The following is a 19156-nucleotide window of genomic DNA, read 5'->3' as shown; positions in this document are numbered from 1 at the left end:
GCTACATGTGAGCTCGTAGTTAGTTTACAACACAAAAAGGACTACTAACTACGGAAAGAAGGAATAACGATGAGGAACATCCAAAGTCGGCAAATTATTAAAGAAATTTTTATGGTTTTAATCGGTTCATTTATTTTAGCAGCAGCGCTATATCACATTCACTTCCAAAACCACTTAACAGAAGGTGGCTTTGTAGGAATTGCACTATTCATTCAAAACTTTTATGATATTTCACCATCTATTTCAACTGTATTAATGGATATCCCAATTATTTTACTGTGTGCTTCATTTTTAGGTAGAAAAATGGTTGGCTATTCATTCCTAGGTTCAATTTCATTCGGAGTATTTTATTCCTTTATGGAAAATTATTCTCCATTTACGGTAGATTTATCAAATAACTTATTTATAGCTGCAGTAGTTGGCGGTGCGTTAGCTGGTATTGGACTCGGTTTTATATTGCGATTTGGCGGTGCAACCGGTGGAGACGATATTTTAACAATTGTATTAAGTAAACGAACTCGTTTTACAATTGGGCAAATTTTCTTCGTCTTTGACGCGATTGTTCTTGCGCTTTCATTATATTATTTAAATTGGACAGAAATTGCTTTTACTATTCTTTCGATTGCCGTACAGGCAAAAACATTGGATTTAATTTATTATCCAAAAACAGAAAAAACAGCAGAAAAGCAGCCAGTATCTGTTCCAATGTCCAAAAAACATGCAACAAATTAAAAAAGCGAAAGGCTTCGGCCTCTCGCTTTTTTTATGCTCTTTTTTCTTTCTCGACTATATGGCGCACTTGATAAAATCTATTTGCAAATTCAGTAACGTTTCTTGTTAAACGGTAATTCACTGTAGATCCAATTGCCATTCCAATTACCGGTATACCTTGGAATAATTTACGACGAAGAGCATAAATCGAAAATGTCTTCAAAATTTGTTTTAACACAACCTCAGTAGAAGCTGTTTGTAGCACTGCTTCGTCTCCTTCGTAGAAGAACGAATCTTCTTGCTCCAGCTCTTGCAATAAATTGTACCATGCGTATTGCTGAAGTCTTCCTGGTAGTAATGACGCATGAAACACCTTTAACGCAAGCATCATTTCATACGGCTTGTTCACATCATGTCCAAATGATGTTGCAATAAGTTGGACTGCCTTCACATTTAATGCGATCATAACCGGAAAATCCGCCGTTAATAATAATAAACCTCCAGCTCCTGTTGCCCCGCCTTGTACAAATGAATATAGACGATGACGTGCTGTTTGCTGCTCTGCTATGTATGTTAATTGATCAATAGATAATGCTTTCAAATCTTCAAGCTGTTCAATCGATTCATCAAATAATCTTGATGTTCCTAAAATCCGATTACGTGCATCTAACTGTGCTTGTGAACTTTGAATAAATGCATGCAAATGAAAGAGCCATCCATCTGCTTTCGTGAAGAATTCTTTTCGCTTTTTCTCAGGTAATTTCGCAACTGTAGTATGTAACCATTTATCAAACACTTTTTGAAAATCGGTCGCTTCTTGCTCAACTAATTGCGCTTCCCATTCTTTTATATTGTCTAAAATGGCTTGTTCTCGCTTCGATCGCATCGTAACAACCACCTCGTTCGATTTTTTTCTATTGTAACATATTTCTGCTTATTCTTTGCAAATATGCTTGTCTATCTTTATTCACATACCATTTTTGAATGGCATAAAATATTAACAAAAAGGATGAGATAAATCACATGAATCTATCCGATATAAAAAAAGAATATAATGCGGTATTCAGCTTAGGACAAAACTGCTGGCCTGCTTGGGCATTATATCAATTAGAATTATCACCATTTTTTGGCGTTATTGATTTTATGCTAAGCCCCTCATTAGAAAAAGTGAATGTATTATTACAAAATCGATTTGACCGCTTTTTAAATTTCGAAAATTTATCCTTCATCTCATTTTGGGATGATGATGCAAAATTAAGATTAAGGGACAACCTTTATGAAATTGACTCCTGTCATGACTTTAAAACAGATGTAAACACACCAACTTCTTGGCCTTCTTATACAGAAATTAAGTTAAATTATGAACATCGTATTAATCGTTTTCTAGCTACAATTGAAACGGCAGAATCCATATTATTTATTCGAACTGGAGGAACATATGAAGAAGCATGTTCCCTAGAAAAAATTTTATCTCAAATCGTTACACATACATTCTCTGTCCTGTTACTAATTCCTGCCGATATACCAACTATCACCCAAGAAGATTGGGGATTACAACGTGTTTGCGTTATGAAATGTCCTATTATGGATGTATACCAATACAATGAAGCATTTTGGAAAGACTTATTTGATGGAATTACGATTAGACCACATTCTTAAATACATGACACCTTTACTACAAAACATATTATAATCTTCCTTATACAAAAAAATAAGGAGTGATTGTATATGTATCCACGTGCAAAGGCTTTTGGCATTGCTATACATCACGGGCGTCTTCTCGTACAAGAATATCATTCAGCCGATGAAACATTTTACCGACCTCTTGGTGGTTCAATTGAACTTGGTGAACAATCAGCACATACCGTTATTCGTGAATTTAGGGAAGAGCTTCATACAGAAGTGGAAATCACCAATTATTTAGGGTGTTTAGAAAATGTCTTTCATCTAGATGGAGACATTGGTCATGAAATTATTCAACTATATTCTTTGCGTTTATTAGACACGTCACTATATGAAATGAAAATATTAAATATACAAGATGAGGAAACAGTAGCATATGCGAAATGGATTCCTATTACGGCATTCATTCAGAAAGAAAAAACATTATATCCGGATGGAGTTTTAAAATACATCCAAAAGAAAAAAGACGAAATCCTATAGGATCTCGTCTTTTTTTCATATATTAACCAATATCTCCAAGACGTAGTACGTCACGAGCAATCATAACTTCTTCGTCAGTTGGAATTACGATAATTTTTACTGGAGAGTGTGGGAAGCTGATGAATGCTTCTTCACCGAATACGTTATTACGTTTTGCATCGAAGTATACGCCCATGTACTCAAGGCCTTCTAATACGCGCTCACGAATAATCGCACTGTTTTCACCTACACCAGCTGTGAAGATGATTGCGTCTACACCTTTCATACGAGCAGTGTAAGAACCGATGTATTTGTGGATACGGCTTACGAATACATCAAGTGCTACTTTCGCACGGTGGTCGCCTTCTTCTTCTTTCGCAATGATGTCACGTAGGTCACTAGAGTAACCAGTAAGACCTAACATACCACTCTTCTTGTTTAATACGTTAACTACTTCTTCTACTGTTTGGCCTGTTTTTTCCATGATGTATGGAATTAACGCAGGGTCAAGGTTACCAGAACGTGTACCCATTGTTACACCAGCAAGTGGAGTGAAGCCCATAGAAGTATCAATAGATTTACCGCCTTCTACTGCTGCGATACTTGCACCGTTACCTAAGTGACAAGAAAGTAAGCTTAAGCTTTCAATTGGACGACCTAATAATTCAGCCGCACGCTCAGTTACATATTTATGAGAAGTTCCGTGGAAACCGTATTTACGGATGCCGAATTTTTCATAGTACTCATATGGTAAGCTGTATAGGAATGCAGATTCCGGCATTGTTTGGTGGAATGCTGTATCGAATACTGCTACTGCTGGTACGTTTGGTAATACTTCTTGGAATGCTTTAATACCAACAACGTTTGCTGGGTTATGAAGTGGTGCTAAATCGCTTAATTCTTCGATATCAGCTAATACTTCATCAGTAATTAAAACAGAGTCAGCAAATTTTTCGCCGCCGTGAACAACACGGTGACCGATACCGCCAATCTCATCTAGAGATTTAACGATTCCGTTTTCAGTTAACTTTTTAAGAAGCATATTAACTGCTACTGCGTGATCTGGAATGTTTGTAATTTCTTTTTGTTTTTCGCCATCTACAGTAATAGTGAAGATACTATCTTCTAAACCGATACGTTCTACTAAACCTTTTGTTAATACTGTTTCACTTGGCATTTCAAATAATTGGAATTTTAAGGAAGAGCTTCCTGCGTTAATCGCGATGATTTTTGACATCTAGTCTTTCGCCCCTTTTTCTCTTGGTAGTTGTGTGGATGTTTCCACAAACCGCTCGATTTTATCTGATCAAATTCACTAAATATGAAAACGTTTCATCATTAGCAAATTTTATACTCACGATTTTAATTTAAACATCGTCCGACATATATTTCAAGTGAAAAAATTGTAACACCAAGAAAAAATATATATTACAGATTTCAAAAAAATTCAGTTAAATCTTGTATATATTTAAAAATATGACATATTATATAAAACTGTACTACATAAATCACTAATGCTGTTACATATACCTAGCTTTATTTATGTGTTGCAAACCAAGTATTTAATTGATCCATAATGTCTTCCATCGCCTTCATGTTAGAGAATTTAGGCAACTCCACTAATAACGCCTGTTTTGGCATTGTTACATTAGCGCCTTTCTTTTGGAGAACAAATATACTTTTTGCATTTTTCTCGTTTTTAAACATGGAAACAGGAAGCTGTAATAACCCTTGAATAAAGCATGTTTCTTTAATAAATGCATGTAATTTCGGTGCTTGGTCACTTTCAAAAATGAAGTTTGGTACTAAGAAGAATAAGTAACCGCCCTCTTTCGTATGTTTCACACTTTGTTCAATAAATAAGTGATGGGCATACGACATTCCTTCATCTGCTTTTAATTTATATTCACTTGCACCGATTTCGTTTGGATAATAACCAACCGGTAAGTCTGAAACGACTGCATCAACTGGATCGATATAAAGTGGTGCTAGTCCATCTTGATGGAAGAATTCGATTGCATGCTTTTGTAAATTTGCATTTACTAAAGCAAGTTTAATTAGCACTTCATCCACTTCTACACCAAATCCACTCATTGTTAGTCCTTCTTTAGCGCTATTAAACACTGTAGTCATTAAGTTACCTGTTCCAATTGCAGGATCTAAAACTGTAATTTCATTTTGACCTTGCATAAATTTATGGAATAAGTAACTCATGAACATCCCAACTGCATCAGGTGTCATTTCGTGATTCGCTTGTACGCCTTCTTTCATTCCTTTTAAGATGGCTAACTGAAATGCTTTACGAATTTCTTCACCTTTATATGTTTCTTCATTAAACGTACTATATTCACGATTCAGCCTTTCAATTGCTGATTCGGATAATTCCTCTTGTAAAATCGCTCCCTCAAACAAGTTATCACCTGTTTCTACAAGCGCCTCTAAATATGTTACATCTAATTCTTTACGTAAAACTACCGCAGAAGAATCAAAAATAGAAAATAATGTTTCTACTGTCTGACTCACGTACATTCCTCCTTCTCTCTTTTACACATAACTTATATCATACCACAAAGTGATTTTTTCCAAAAAGAAAAAGCGACCTCCTGTAAAGAGCTCCCCTTTAGTTATATATGATATAACGTTTTTTCTCATATATCGATGCCGTTACAGAGCAATATATGAGAAAAAATGACCTCTTTATAAGAGGTCATTTTCTTCACATTACTTCGCAGATTTAGCTGCTTCTAATGCTGCTTCATAGTTTGGATGGCTTGTACCTTCGCTTACGTATTCTACGTAAACTACTTTGTCATTGCTATCTACTACGAATACTGCACGAGCAAGTAAACGAAGTTCTTTCATTACTAAGCCGTAAGCTTCACCGAATGAAAGGTCGCGGTGGTCAGAAAGTGTTACAACATTTTCTAAACCGTTTGCTGCACACCAGCGTTTTTGAGCGAATGGTAAATCAGCGCTAATTGTTAATACTTTCGCGTTTTCAATACCTGCTGCATCTTGGTTAAAACGACGTGTTTGTGCATCACACACACCTGTGTCGATTGAAGGTACAACACTAATTAATTTCACTTCGCCTTTGTATGTTTCTAAACTTACTGGAGATAAGTCGTTTGCTAATACTTGGAAGTTTGGCGCTTGATCGCCAACTTTAACTTCTGTTCCAACTAAAGTCATTGGATTACCTTTAAAAGTTACGTTTGCCACTTGAAAATCCTCCCTTATTTAAACAAAATATGTACAATGTAAATGATAGTTTGTCCCTATCGATAATGCAAATAAAATCGCTTTATTTACAAAAAAATTAAAGAAGCTAACCTATTGATTAGCTTCTTTATTCGTTAAATTTGAAATTCAGGATCATCTTCTTTTCGTTTATCCATCATTTCTTTCACTTTATCAACAGCTTGTGGCGCTAATTCAATTATTTTATCGATGACATGTGTTTGTTTATCTAAGTGCAATACTTTCACACCATCTCCATTTATAACAAGAAAAGCAACAGGATTAATAGAAACTCCTCCACCACTTCCCCCGCCAAATGGATGGCGGCCTGAATGTTCTACTTTACCAAATTCACTTCCACCAGCAGCAAATCCGAAACTTACTTTCGAAACAGTAAGAATTACACTTCCATCTGCCGCTTTAATTGGGTCACCAACAATTGTATTTACATCAGTCATTTGTTTTAAATGCTGCATTGCTGTTGTCATTAAACCTTGAATTGGATGGTCCATTCTATATCCCCCCTATGCTTGAACAGATTTTTCTGTCATACCAGATCTTTGCTTCCTCATAAATATGAGCAATTTCACCGCTGTTTTTATAGTGCGGAATATCCGAAAAGATGCTGTTAACTCACATCTTGACGCAAATCCTTTCCCTTGAAAAACAGGAGTAATTTCAAATTCTGGTACATCGACAATATGCATATATTGTCCGACAACTCCAGCAGCCATACCTTTTGTCCCCCATGCATATCCAGTGACAATTCCAGTACTAGCTGCGTCGCCTGCTCCAATTTGTGTATGCCATTTCCAACCATTGATTTTCACTCGTTTGAGAAAATCTTTAACAATAGTATGAACTTCTTGCAGCTTTTTTATCAGTTCACCAATGCTGTCAAGTTGCGCCATAATTTTATTATCGAGTCCGCCGTCCTCTTCAGCTTTTTCGATTTTCTGTCCTGTCTTTTTCTGCTGTTTTTCAATTCTTTCCAACACATCAAATGTATATCGAATCATCCATATTTTCACTTGAAGCAAACATTGCTTTTCCATTTCTGAATATAAAAATGTCACCTTAAGCTTTATTTTCGACAATAGTATAAACAAAATAAAAAGAAGAAGAATTATTATTCCAATTACGAGCCACTTCATACGTATCATCCTTTCACTCCGTACCCATTATCGACAACTTTATTCATCATTAAACAGAGTTCTATAAGATTGAATATAAAAATTTTTCTAAAAACAAAAAGGTATTTTGACAATTTATATCGAAATATATTATTTGAACATATCATCAGGGAACGGACTCTAATGATATGTAGCACGAAAAACAGAAAATTTAACTGCAGTGGAGGGATACATAATGGCAGATCGTCGCAATTTATTTTTCTTTTATGGTGATGACAAAGCAACGCTCGTTGAAAAAATGAAACCAATCTATCGTATTTTAGAAGAGAATGGATTTACCATATTAGATCATCCAAAAAATGCAAACGCTATCGTCAGTGTTGGAGATGATGCAACCTTCTTACAAGCCGTTCGTAAAACTGGTTTTAGGGAAGATTGCTTATACGCAGGGATTTCTACGAAAGATGAAACTTCGTTCTACTGCGATTTCCATATTGATCACGTTGATACAGCCCTTCAAGAAATTACAAAAAATGAAATTGAAGTGCGTAAATATCCAACAATTCAGGTAGATGTAGATCACAGTACATCTTTCCATTGTTTAAATGAGTTCTCATTACGTTCTAGTATTATAAAAACATTCGTTGTAGATGTTCACGTTGATGATTTATATTTCGAAACATTTAGAGGTGACGGTTTAGTAGTTTCTACCCCAACAGGAAGTACTGCTTACAATAAATCATTGCATGGCGCAGTTGTTGACCCACTTATTCCATGTTTCCAAGTAAGCGAACTAGCATCTTTAAACAACAACACTTACCGTACGCTCGGTTCACCTTTCATTTTAAATCACGAACGTACATTAACTTTAAAACTAAGACCAGACGGTAACGATTATCCTGTTATCGGCATGGATAACGAAGCGCTTAGCATTAAACAAGTGGAAAAAGCTGTTGTACGCTTAAGCGATAAACAAATTAAAACAGTTAAATTAAAAAACAATTCTTTCTGGGAAAAAGTACAGAGAACGTTTTTATAGGATTAAAATAACCGCAGAATTATGGAATTCCATAATTCTGCGGTTATTTATTTACCCCGATTGGCGCGGACAATACTCTCTTACTATCCACCCGTTATTCTTGTCAGTTTTTGTCGGTAAGTCGATATATTTTAATAATCGCTCATATATTTCGAGTTACGATAGATATATTTCAATAATCGCTTATATATTTCGAGTTACAGTCGATATATTCCGAAAATCGCTCATATATTTTTACGCATCTTTTCTATAGACAACTTGGCCATCTATTACGGTCATTTCTGCTTCTACTTCTTTTATTTCTTCTGCCTCAATTTCAAACATATTGCGGTCTAATATTGTAAAGTCTGCTTCATATCCTTTTGTAATTTGCCCTCGCTTCGCTTCTTTTCCAATTGCATAGGCACTTCCTGTTGTAAATAAAGAAACAGCCTCATATACCGTTAATCTTTCCTCAGGCATATAGCATACACCGTCAATAAAACTTCTACGTGTAACAGCGCTATATATACCTAGAAACGGATTTACTTGTTCAATGGGGGCATCTGAGCCACCATTACAATGTAGCCCTGCTTCCAGTAATGTCTTCCAAGCATACGCATAACGAAGACGGCGCTCTCCTAGTTTTTCAATGACTGACGGAAAATCTGATGAAAGAAAGACTGGCTGTATATCTATAATGACTTGCAAGTTTTTCATTCTTTCAATTAACTCCTCACGAGCAAGCTGACAATGAATAATGCGGTCACGTAACCCTTTTGCTGGTGGATATAATTCGAGTGCATCAATGACATATTCAAGCGATAAATCACCGATAGTATGAATCGCAACTGGCATATGTAAATCTCGTGCTTTCTTCACTAATTCTGCAAGTTCTTCACATGAGAAAATCGCAACCCCATTCGTTTCCTTCGCATCTTCATACGGTTCACTTAATAATGCTGTTCTTCCGCCAAAAGAACCGTCAGAAAAAATTTTCATTGCCCCAAATTCAATATAATGTTCATTTTCATATTCTTTTCGTTCATGTGCTACTTCATGGTGAACGAGCAAATGGGCTTTAAATGGCATTTCTTTTATCACATGAGAAAACGCATTATGCGTTTTTCTAAAACCACCATAATAATTTAAATCTTCCGTATGCCCGCCAACAAGTCCGTATTTCCAACAATCTTTAATCGCTGTTTGCAGAGCTCTTTGTAAATAAGCTTCATCAATTTCTGGCTGAACATGTTTAATTAATTCTTGCCCTTGTTCATATAAAAGTCCTGTTAACTTATTTGATGAATCTCTGCCAATTTTCCCGCCTTTTGGATCTTCTGTCGCTTCTGTTATATTCGCTTCTTGCAGTATGTATGAATTCACCCATGTAACGTGACGACAAACTCTCTTTAATAAAATAGGATGGTCTTTCGAAATTTCATCTAAATCACGCGCGTGAACATCTTTCGTATCTGTAAAGTTATTTTCATTCCATCCTTCTCCAATAATCCAAGAGCCCTTTGGAGCTTCTTCCACTTGCTTCTGAACGAGAGCCAGTACTTCGCTATAAGATGTACAATTTGATAAATCTAGACGGAGTAATCTCTCTCCATGCCCAATAAGATGCATATGGCTATCAACGAGACCTGGGATCATTGTTTTTCCTTTTAGGTCATGTAACTTTACGTTTGAATATCTGCTTTCTAATTCTCCCTTATTACCAGCATCAACAATTATGCCGTTTTCAACGTAAACAGCGTCCACTTTTTCATTTTCTTCTCTCATTGTGTAAATGGTGCCGCCATACCAAATTTCTCCCATATATCCCATCTCCTTTATTTTTTATTGTATAAAAAAAAGCACCATTTCAAAACATGGTGCTTTTCTAAAAATTACTTTTGTTCAGTAGTAGACGTTGTAACTTGCCATTCAATATTAAATTTATCTTTTACTTGTCCGTATGCTGGGCTCCAGAATGTTTCTTGAAGTGGCATGATAACTTCTCCACCTTCTTGTAACTTATCGAATACTTCTTTTGCTTTTTCTGCATTACTAATTTGAATTGCGATTGTTACTTGAGATCCGATTGCATGTCCTTGACCTGGGAATGTATCAGAAATCATAAGATCCGTATTACCAACTTTTAAAGTAGCGTGTAAAACACGCTCTTTCGCTTCAGCTGGAATCGGGTATTCTGGATTTTCAGGCATGTCACCAAAAGTTTGCATGACTTCTACTTTTGCATCTAAAGCCTCTTTATAAAACTGTACAGCTTCTTGCCCACTACCATCTAAAACTAAGTACGGATTAATCCCTAAAATCATACGGACACCTCTTTTTTAAGTTTATAAAATCGAACTTGTGTTCGTTTTTATATTATCATTGTTTTGCATTTCATTCAACTATTTACTTCACTGTTTTCAAAATTATTTTGACGGAATCTCCATCTCTTGTTTTCTAAGTTCAATACGGCGAATTTTTCCAGAAATCGTTTTTGGTAGTTCATCTACAAATTCAATTTTGCGAGGGTATTTATATGGTGCAGTGAGTTCTTTGACGTGTTGTTGGAGTGTTGGAATTAATGTTTCTTCGTTCTTTTCTATATTCTCTCTTAATACGATAAATGCCTTCACGACACTTCCACGAATTTCATCAGGACTTGCGACAACTGCACATTCTCTTACATAAGGATGTTTTACAAGTGCATCCTCTACTTCAAACGGCCCGATTGTATAACCAGAGCTAATAATGATATCATCACCGCGCCCTTCAAACCAGAAGTAGCCGTCTTCATCTTTCTTCGCTTTATCACCTGTAATATAATAATCACCGCGGAATTGCATCGCTGTACGTTCATCGTCTTTGTAATATTGTTTAAAGAGGGCCGGCGTTTCAATGTGAACTGCAATATCACCAACTTCCCCTACTTTAACTGGAGTACCTTCCTCATTTACGATATCGACGTGGTTACCTGGCGTTGGTTTCCCCATTGAACCTGGTCTAATATCCATCCCTTTCATTACACCAACAAGTAATGTATTTTCCGTTTGCCCATAGCCGTCTCTCACTGTAATATGAAAGTGCTTTTGGAACGTTCCAATGACTTCTCTATTTAACGGCTCACCTGCTGATACAGCGCTATGTAATGCCTCTAAATTGTACTGACTTAAATCTTCTACCTTTGCCATTAATCTATACTCAGTCGGTGTACAACAAAGTACATTCACCTTATTATCGTCTAATAAGTTCAGGTACGTTTTCGGTTCAAACTTACCGTGATATACAAACCCTGTTGCCCCTGATCCTAGCGTTGCTAAAAACGGGCTCCAAATCCACTTTTGCCAGCCTGGACTAGCTGTTGCCCATACAATATCATTCTCTTCAATTCCGAGCCAATTTGGAGCGCTCGTACGTAAATGAGCGTATGCCCACGCATGTGTATGAACAACACCTTTTGGATTTCCTGTCGTTCCTGACGTGTAAGATAAAAAGACCATATCTTCTTTATCTGTCTTCGCCATTTCTAACATGTCACTCTCTGTTTCTAACGCTGTTTTTAAATTAATCCATCCATCTACTGACTGCTCGCTCAGGACAAATTTTCGAAGAGATTCCATCGCTTCTATATCATCAAACTGCCTAATATACGGCTCATAGCTTACTATCGCTTTTACTTCTCCATGTCCAATTCGATATTCTATATCTTTTTTACGTAACATTTCCGAGCTTGGAATTACGACAAATCCTGCTTTAATAGCAGCAATATACGTCATGTACGCTTCAATTAAACGCGGCATCATAATGAGAAGCTTGTCCCCTTTTTGCAAACCACTTTTTATAAAAGCGTTTCCAATTTTATTCGCACCTTGCATTAATTCAGCGTATGTAACTTCCCTTCGATTCCCTTTATCATCTTGCCAAATTAAAGCTAATTTCCCTTTATCACCCGTATATTTCTCTATTTCAGAAACTAAATTATAAGACGGTGGCGCCAACAATTCTTCTCGCTTCATAAAATATCCTCCCTTTTCTTTATGCCTCCTTTATATAATAAAGAATTTTCTGTTAATTTTGAACCCTCTTCTTTTGACAAATTTTTCAGTTCTGTCGAATTACTAAATGAAATTACATCAACTTACCGACAAATGGCAACACAAAAAAGAAAGAGCGGGAGAACCCGCTCTTTCTAAGCCATCATATGGGATTATTTTTGGTAACCGCCTAATTGTTGCTCAGCTAGTGAAACTAGACGTTTAGTGATTTCACCACCAACAGAACCGTTAGCGCGAGCTGTTGCATCAGCTCCAAGTTGAACACCAAACTCTTGAGCGATTTCGTATTTCATTTGGTCTAATGCTGATTCAGCACCAGGAACCGCTAATTTATTTGTGCTACGTGACATGTTATATCACCTCCTTGTGAGTATAGAGTGTGATAAATAACATGACTTCATACACGTTTTAGATATGGTAATTTATGGTTTAGAAAAGTTCTTCAAATTTTTCTTCTTCCGCCACTACTTCTATCGTTTGTAATACCATTGTTTCTTTGTTCGCTACAGCTTCATCGATTAATGGTGTGAAATCGTATTTCGCTTCAAAACGATTTGCTTTTTCACGTTTCGGCTTCGTCGCTGGGCTTGCTGGTGTAAATACAGTACAGCAATCTTCATATGGACGAATTGAAATATCATACGTGCCGATTTCTTCAGCGATTTTAATAATCTCTAATTTATCCATCGTAATAAGCGGACGAATAACTGGGTAGTTTGTTACTTCGTTAATCGTATGCATACTATCTAACGTTTGGCTTGCTACTTGCCCAAGACTTTCACCAGTCGTAATTGCAAGTGCGTTACGCTCCTCAGCAATACGTTCTGTAATACGCATCATCATACGGCGCATAACCGTCATTGAATAGCTAGATGGGATTTCTTTATTAATCGTTTTTTGCACTTCTGTAAACGGAACAAGGTGAAGCGTTACTCGTTTACAATACTTCGTTAACTCTTGCGCTAAATCGATTACTTTTTGTTTTGCACGCTCACTTGTGAAAGGTGGACTATGGAAGTGAACTGCTTCCACAGATACGCCGCGTTTCATCGTTAAGTACGCTGCTACTGGGCTATCAATACCACCAGAAAGAAGTACCATTACTTTTCCGCCAACGCCAACTGGTAAACCGCCAGCTCCCATACGCTCATCACACATAATGTAGCTATAACCACTGCGAATTTCTACACGTACATTTACATCTGGATTATGAACATCTACAGTAATATCTTCTGTATTTTCTAGAATGTGTCCACCAATCTCAGGTAATAATTCCATCGTTCTCATTGGGAAATGCTTATAAGAACGGTGTACAGTAATTTTAAATGTTTTCACATCGCCTTTTACTTGTAAGAAAGCTGCTAATGCACCTTTTTTAATGTCTTCTAATTCTGATGGTACTTTCATCGCTAAGTTAAACTTATGAATACCAAATACATCTTTCAATCTTTCAGATACCGCTTCATGATCTTCGCCATTTAATTGGATGTACATACGGTCATGTGTTGCATCGATTTTAATATTTGGGAATTTTTTCAGTTTGAACTTCACGTTATCTTTTAATGTGCTTACAAATTTAGAACGGTTCTTACCTTTTGTCGTCATTTCTCCATAACGCACTAAAATATATTCATATTTCAACATAATTTCTTTACCTCATCACTTCATATAATTTTGGCAGCGTCTCTTTTACAATACCTTCAAATTGTTTTACTTCTTCCATTGTGTTTTCTGGTGCCAAACTAATACGAATAGCGCTTGCAGCTGCTGCATGCGGCACTCCCATTGACACTAACACTCTGCTCACTTCATTTGCTTTTGAAGAACAAGCAGATTTCGTTGACACATATACACCGTGTTCTTCTAAAGCATGAACGACTACTTCTGGTTTTAAACCAACAAATGATACATTTAAAATGTGCGGTGCTGCATATGCAAGCGACGTGTTAATCGTTACATCTTCCATCTCTTTAAAGAAACGAACAAGCTCTGCTTGTAAACTTTGCAAATGAGCTACCTTTTCTTTCACTTGTTCCATTGTCATGCGAAGTGCTTTCACCATCGCTACAATGCCAGGTAAATTCTCTGTACCAGAGCGATACTTAAGCTCTTGTTGACCACCTGATAAAATCGGATCTAATCTTACGCCATCGCGTACATAAAGAAGACCTGTTCCTTTTACACTGTGGAATTTATGTCCAGATATTGAGCAAAGATCAATATGAGAAGCATATAAATCAAGCGGTACTTTTCCTATCCCTTGTACATGATCTACATGGAATCTTATTTTCGGATGATTCGATAATAACGTTCCAATTTCAGCAACAGGCTGAATTGCTCCAGTTTCGTTGTTCACATGAATAATTGACACAAGAATCGTATCTTCACGAAGCGCTCGTTTCACATCTTCTACCGATACAACACCATGCTCGTTAACCGGTAAATATGTTACATCAAACCCGAGTTCTTCTAATTGCTTATATGCTTCAAACACAGACGCGTGTTCAATATTTGTTGTAATGATATGTTTGCCACGCGAACGATTCCTTATCGCTATCCCTTTAATCGCAAGGTTATTTCCTTCCGTTCCACCTGATGTAAAAATAATTTCAGAAGGTTTAACACGAAGAAGCTGCGCTGCAATCGTTCTTGATTGTGTTAATAGACGCTCTGCCTCTCCTCCAAGCGAATGAATAGAAGAAGGATTACCAAAATATTTCCCAGCAACCGTCACGTACGATTGAAGAGCTTCTGGATATGGCTTAGTCGTCGCACTATTATCAAAATAGATCATCGTTCTTCCCCTTTCAGCGCTATCACATCGTATAATCATATCATAAATACGTGTCATTACGCTAAGACTACGCAAAGGTTCCGTTTTATCTCGATTGGTGAGGCTAATAATTGGCGAGGATGCCCTCCTATTACAGTTTCACTTTATTTTGAAACGAATAACCTTGCTGTATTCCGCTATTCATTATAGCAACATCGCCTGCAAAATTACATAAAAAAACAAACCCTTTTATGAAAGGGTTTGTTCATTGTCTACATATTCAGCTATTTTTTGAACAACGCCAGGTTCAAGTTGCTCTAATACTGAAGCCGCTTGTTCTAAAGCTGCATCGTATTGGTATTCACGGAATAATTTCTCAGCATAATTTAAACTTTCTGCTAGGTTTTCATCATGACTACGGTAACGGTTACCGTACTGAATTAATTTTTCCACTAAATATGCTTGTCCAATTAACTCTTCTGTCATTTCAGCTACACCGTTCACAGTTGTGTATGCTTCTTCTAAACTGCTATTTACAGCGTTCATATTTAACGGCTTCACTTCTAATTGTTCATATACAGCTTGCATTGCCATTTGCCCTCTTTTTAAATCTTCCATAATACTCTCTGGAAGACCTGGCAAATTCGACTTTTGCATAAAGCGTTTCGTTTCGAAAATAATATTTCGCATTTCTTGTAACTTCTCACGTGCTTCAAATTCTTCTTTGCGCATCGCTTGCAGCATTTCTTTATATTCTGCATGAAGTACTTTTAACGTTTCACATTGCTCATAAACCTCTTCTAGTTCCTCACGAATAATAGAGAAGGCAATATCTTGTTCTGCAACGCGTAATTGCAGCATTTCAAAACGTTTCGTTAAAATGTGCATTTGCTTTTCAATTACTTTTTGAGACTCAATGTCTTTATCTTGTAACTGATAGCTTTGTTTCACAAGTTGTGTTTCTGTTTTCGTTTCAATCGTTTCGATACGCATTTCTTCTAAGTCATCGTAAACAGAAAGTGTTTTTTGCTCCACATAATGTCTCGCATGTACTTCTTGTTCCAATTGATCGTAGAAGCCATCTAAACGTGTTTTTAAGTTTTCTACTTTTTCAGCCGCTTCTGTTATATGAAGCTCCTGTATATCCATTAAACATGTTTGTAGTTGTTTCGTCATATCGCGAACTTCTTTAGGGACTTCCAAATAATCTAATACATAACCTTGTCTTACCATATCATTATGTCCGTGTAATAAATCTTCCAGCTGAACTGGTAACGTCGCTTGGCACTCTACCAATAAATCTGGAATTTGGTGAATAATGATTTCTAAATCTGCTAAACCTTCTTCCAAACTAATAACAATTTCTCTCGCTTTTAAATAGTCGCCATTGTTTGTTGCTTCTTCAAAGGTTTTAAATTTCTCAGATTCAGCGTCTAGCATCTCTTCGATTTTCTGCTCTGCTGCTCCATACATATGTCTATGAGCAAGAACACTCTTTTTCATACTACGATATGTATCACGTAACCCTTCAATTTCCGAGCTATTTTTCTCATGGCTTTCTAACAATTGCTGTAATTCATTTAAAATGTCCGTAATACGATTATCAGCGTCATCTAAACCACTTATGGATTCGTTCATCGCATGCTTTGCTTTTCGGAAGGAGAATTGCGAGGCGAATTTTCGCGCTTGCGCTAAATCTTTGTCAGCTTTCGGAAGGGTTGTTGATACAATTTCATCCCATTCTTCACGCCATTTACTAAACAGTTCTTCTGTTTGACCCGTCATGTTTAAATCTTTTACCCGTTTTAATTCATCTGCCACAGGTTTATCTTTTATCTCTTGTTTCCACTGCTCCAGTGCTTCAATATCTTTATATGAACGATTTCTTATCACAAGCTCTATCATGAGCAGCACTAGAATAGAGCTTACTACAATGATAACGATCGTCAGGATAGAATCCATGCAAAAAAGCCTCCTAGTTATATCTCTTTTTTTGTCCGTTCCGTTTATGAAATGGAAGGCATTATGTATAAAAAGGGAATTCCCCTATATTTAACAACTAACAATGTACTAATCATACCATGTAATGGTTTGTTTTTGACCTAGTTTTTTTAAAAATTTCATGTTCCTTTCAATGTGATTGTAATCTTTCTCAATATTCCGCCTACCTCACTACCTATCCTCAAATGATTGTAATAACAAACAATCTTTCGTATGGGATACGAAATAAATTTTCCGCATGAGTGGTGGTTCAACAGAAATTACATGTACATTTCCTTGCCTTACAGACTGCTCTACTGCCCTTTCTGGAAGTAACGTGATACCAAGGCCAGCTTTTACCATTGCAAGCATCGGTTCTGCGTAAGATGTTTCCACAGCTATAGTTGGTTTTACACCTATTTCATGAAACATGTTCATAATCATTTTCCTTACATCACATATTTCTGGATATACAATTAATTTTTCATTGTGCAGCTCTTCTATTTGAATGACTATCTTCTCTTTGTACGGATGATTATTTGAAACAGCACAAACAATTTTCTCTTGTTGCACTTCTTTTATATACGTAGCACCTTCTACTACTGAATCGATGAACATCGCGTCAATCTCCCGCGCTTTAAATAACTCTCTTAATACTTCCGTATGTCCGATTTGCCATTCCACTTCGAACTCATCACCTAATATATCTTTACATTCTGATATGTAATGCTCCGCTAAACTCGGTAGTATACCAATTGAAAACTTCCGGTTCTCTTGATACCCCCTCATTTCTGTTTTCACTTCATTTATTTGCTCCAAAATTGGTAACATTCTTTTTATAAATAACTCTCCTGCCTCCGTTAACTCTACTCCTTGCGCAGAACGTTTAAGTAAAGTAACCTCTAAATCCGCTTCTAACTTTTGAATTTGTTTACTAAGCGCTGGTTGCGATATATGTAAAATCTTACTTGCCTTTGATAAACTTCGCGTATGCTTCACTTCAATAAACGATCGTACTGCCTCCAAATCCATCGTACACACCTCTAACAAAAAGTTATAACCGTTATAAGAAATCGATATTTCCTCCTATAAACAATTACTCTTTATACTTATTTCATCAACTTACTATAACGAAATGTAAAGGGGAAAGATACTCTTGAACAAAAAACAAATGCTACTCGGATCCTTTCTATGCTTACTCGCCGTCACTGCCTGGGGATTTATGTTTCCTGTAATGGCAAATGCTCTGCAATTTATCGATCCATTCTTCTTCACAACGATTCGCTATGGATCAGCAGCTATTATTTTTCTTATTTTGCTATTAATTACTGAAGGAAAGACTTCACTCCGCTTAGAAAAAAGAACACTTTCTCTATTCTTTTACGGGACAGTCGGTTTCGCGGGGTATGGTTTTCTCGTTTTCTACGGACAACAACTTGCCGGACCTTCCGGAGCAATCCATGCAGCTATGATTCAATCCCTTATGCCACTGATTGCCTTATCACTGCAATGGATAACGAAAAATCGCCGCCCACAAAACTATACATTCCTTTGTATGTTCGTTGCATTACTTGGTGTTATGCTTGTCATTTCAAAAGGAAATATTGAATTACTATTTGGAGCTGCAAGCCACTTATCAACAAATATATTGATGCTATGCGGCGTTACTTGCTGGGTCATTTATACAAACGGGGGTGCTCGTTTTCAATCTTGGTCACCACTTAGGTACACGACATTAACTTGTTTATTTGGCTCCATTTCACTCATCGTTATTGTTACTTTCTTAACGTACACAAATATAGTTACTATGCCGTCACTGCGTACAGTTGTGAGCGTTCGTTTTGAACTCTTTTATATGTCGATTATCGCAGGCGTTATCGCTGTATTTTGCTGGAATATGGGAAATCGCTATATTTCATCTATTAACGGCATATTATTTATGAATTTAGTTCCTATCCTTGCACTGATTGGTTCTATCTTTCGAGGTTATACAGTCGATAAAATTGAAATCGCTGGAGCTGCATTAACAATTATCGCGCTATTATGTAACAATTTATGGCAAAGAAAAGTAAACATAAAAATCCCCACCTCAGTTCGTTAGGTG

The 19156-nt window shown here is 36.6% G+C and carries 19 protein-coding genes; 5 read left to right on the top strand and 14 right to left on the bottom strand.

Annotated elements, in window-relative coordinates:
• Positions 1-69 precede the first annotated feature (69 nt).
• Positions 70-732: a YitT family protein gene (locus AB6801_RS07315; protein ID WP_001244515.1), complete on the top strand. Its 663-nt coding sequence runs from the start codon at positions 70-72 to the stop codon at positions 730-732.
• 31 nt (positions 733-763) lie between these two features.
• On the opposite strand, the gene AB6801_RS07310 is transcribed toward AB6801_RS07315, so the two are convergent.
• A complete protein-coding gene (locus AB6801_RS07310; protein ID WP_001256853.1) occupies positions 764-1597 on the bottom strand; it encodes an EcsC family protein in 834 nt (277 codons plus the stop codon).
• A gap of 137 nt (positions 1598-1734) precedes the next feature.
• Between AB6801_RS07310 and AB6801_RS07305 the strand changes: the two genes are divergently transcribed.
• Positions 1735-2370, top strand: a complete 636-nt coding sequence (locus tag AB6801_RS07305; protein ID WP_016110791.1) for a DUF1796 family putative cysteine peptidase — start codon at positions 1735-1737, stop codon at positions 2368-2370.
• A 69-nt stretch (positions 2371-2439) separates the two neighbouring features.
• Complete coding sequence (locus AB6801_RS07300) at positions 2440-2874, top strand: NUDIX hydrolase (RefSeq protein WP_000283469.1); 435 nt, start codon at positions 2440-2442, stop codon at positions 2872-2874.
• A gap of 22 nt (positions 2875-2896) precedes the next feature.
• Here AB6801_RS07300 and ackA read toward each other — a convergent pair whose 3' ends face one another.
• From ackA to AB6801_RS07275, 5 genes are all read right to left on the bottom strand, one after another.
• Positions 2897-4090 carry an acetate kinase gene (gene ackA / locus AB6801_RS07295; RefSeq protein ID WP_000034575.1) on the bottom strand — a complete coding sequence of 398 codons (1194 nt, stop codon included), beginning with the start codon at positions 4088-4090 and terminating at the stop codon, positions 2897-2899.
• A 299-nt stretch (positions 4091-4389) separates the two neighbouring features.
• Positions 4390-5376 carry a class I SAM-dependent methyltransferase gene (locus AB6801_RS07290; protein WP_000084367.1) on the bottom strand — a complete coding sequence of 329 codons (987 nt, stop codon included), beginning with the start codon at positions 5374-5376 and terminating at the stop codon, positions 4390-4392.
• 198 nt (positions 5377-5574) lie between these two features.
• Complete coding sequence (gene tpx, locus AB6801_RS07285; RefSeq protein WP_000024529.1) at positions 5575-6075, bottom strand: thiol peroxidase; 501 nt, start codon at positions 6073-6075, stop codon at positions 5575-5577.
• 134 nt (positions 6076-6209) lie between these two features.
• Positions 6210-6605, bottom strand: a complete 396-nt coding sequence (gene ytfJ, locus AB6801_RS07280; protein ID WP_000350003.1) for a GerW family sporulation protein — start codon at positions 6603-6605, stop codon at positions 6210-6212.
• A gap of 12 nt (positions 6606-6617) precedes the next feature.
• Positions 6618-7256 carry a DUF2953 domain-containing protein gene (locus tag AB6801_RS07275; RefSeq protein WP_097999530.1) on the bottom strand — a complete coding sequence of 213 codons (639 nt, stop codon included), beginning with the start codon at positions 7254-7256 and terminating at the stop codon, positions 6618-6620.
• 205 nt (positions 7257-7461) lie between these two features.
• Here AB6801_RS07275 and AB6801_RS07270 point away from each other — a divergent pair, with 205 nt between their 5' ends.
• Entirely contained in the window at positions 7462-8265 is an 804-nt protein-coding gene (locus AB6801_RS07270; protein ID WP_000785186.1) for an NAD kinase, read from the top strand.
• Positions 8266-8499: 234 nt separating this feature from the next.
• Here AB6801_RS07270 and AB6801_RS07265 read toward each other — a convergent pair whose 3' ends face one another.
• From AB6801_RS07265 to AB6801_RS07230, 8 genes are all read right to left on the bottom strand, one after another.
• Positions 8500-10068 (bottom strand): amidohydrolase, encoded by a 1569-nt coding sequence (locus tag AB6801_RS07265; RefSeq protein ID WP_061654597.1) that lies wholly within the window; start codon positions 10066-10068, stop codon positions 8500-8502.
• A 71-nt stretch (positions 10069-10139) separates the two neighbouring features.
• Positions 10140-10571 carry a VOC family protein gene (locus AB6801_RS07260; protein WP_000600350.1) on the bottom strand — a complete coding sequence of 144 codons (432 nt, stop codon included), beginning with the start codon at positions 10569-10571 and terminating at the stop codon, positions 10140-10142.
• Between the two features lie 102 nt (positions 10572-10673).
• Positions 10674-12260: an acyl-CoA synthetase MbcS gene (gene mbcS, locus AB6801_RS07255; RefSeq protein ID WP_086408637.1), complete on the bottom strand. Its 1587-nt coding sequence runs from the start codon at positions 12258-12260 to the stop codon at positions 10674-10676.
• 191 nt (positions 12261-12451) lie between these two features.
• The gene (locus AB6801_RS07250; protein ID WP_000091640.1) at positions 12452-12649 is read right to left on the bottom strand and encodes an alpha/beta-type small acid-soluble spore protein; all 198 of its coding nucleotides are present in this window, start codon (positions 12647-12649) and stop codon (positions 12452-12454) included.
• 79 nt (positions 12650-12728) lie between these two features.
• Positions 12729-13943 carry a tRNA uracil 4-sulfurtransferase ThiI gene (thiI, locus tag AB6801_RS07245; protein WP_000922340.1) on the bottom strand — a complete coding sequence of 405 codons (1215 nt, stop codon included), beginning with the start codon at positions 13941-13943 and terminating at the stop codon, positions 12729-12731.
• 7 nt (positions 13944-13950) lie between these two features.
• Entirely contained in the window at positions 13951-15093 is a 1143-nt protein-coding gene (locus AB6801_RS07240) for a cysteine desulfurase family protein (RefSeq protein ID WP_000638987.1), read from the bottom strand.
• 228 nt (positions 15094-15321) lie between these two features.
• Positions 15322-17034, bottom strand: coding sequence for a septation ring formation regulator EzrA (ezrA, locus tag AB6801_RS07235; RefSeq protein ID WP_097999531.1), 1713 nt, complete (start codon positions 17032-17034; stop codon positions 15322-15324).
• A gap of 210 nt (positions 17035-17244) precedes the next feature.
• Positions 17245-18084: a LysR family transcriptional regulator gene (locus AB6801_RS07230; RefSeq protein WP_000362532.1), complete on the bottom strand. Its 840-nt coding sequence runs from the start codon at positions 18082-18084 to the stop codon at positions 17245-17247.
• Between the two features lie 124 nt (positions 18085-18208).
• Between AB6801_RS07230 and AB6801_RS07225 the strand changes: the two genes are divergently transcribed.
• Positions 18209-19153: a DMT family transporter gene (locus tag AB6801_RS07225; protein ID WP_061138918.1), complete on the top strand. Its 945-nt coding sequence runs from the start codon at positions 18209-18211 to the stop codon at positions 19151-19153.
• Positions 19154-19156 lie beyond the last annotated feature (3 nt).

This window comes from Bacillus sp. RCC_6_1 (genome assembly GCF_041360755.1).
In the GTDB taxonomy this organism is placed as follows: Bacteria; Bacillota; Bacilli; order Bacillales; family Bacillaceae_G; genus Bacillus_A; species Bacillus_A cereus.
The sequence above is the reverse complement of the archived record's forward strand: the minus strand, read 5'-3'. Positions and strand labels throughout refer to the sequence as shown.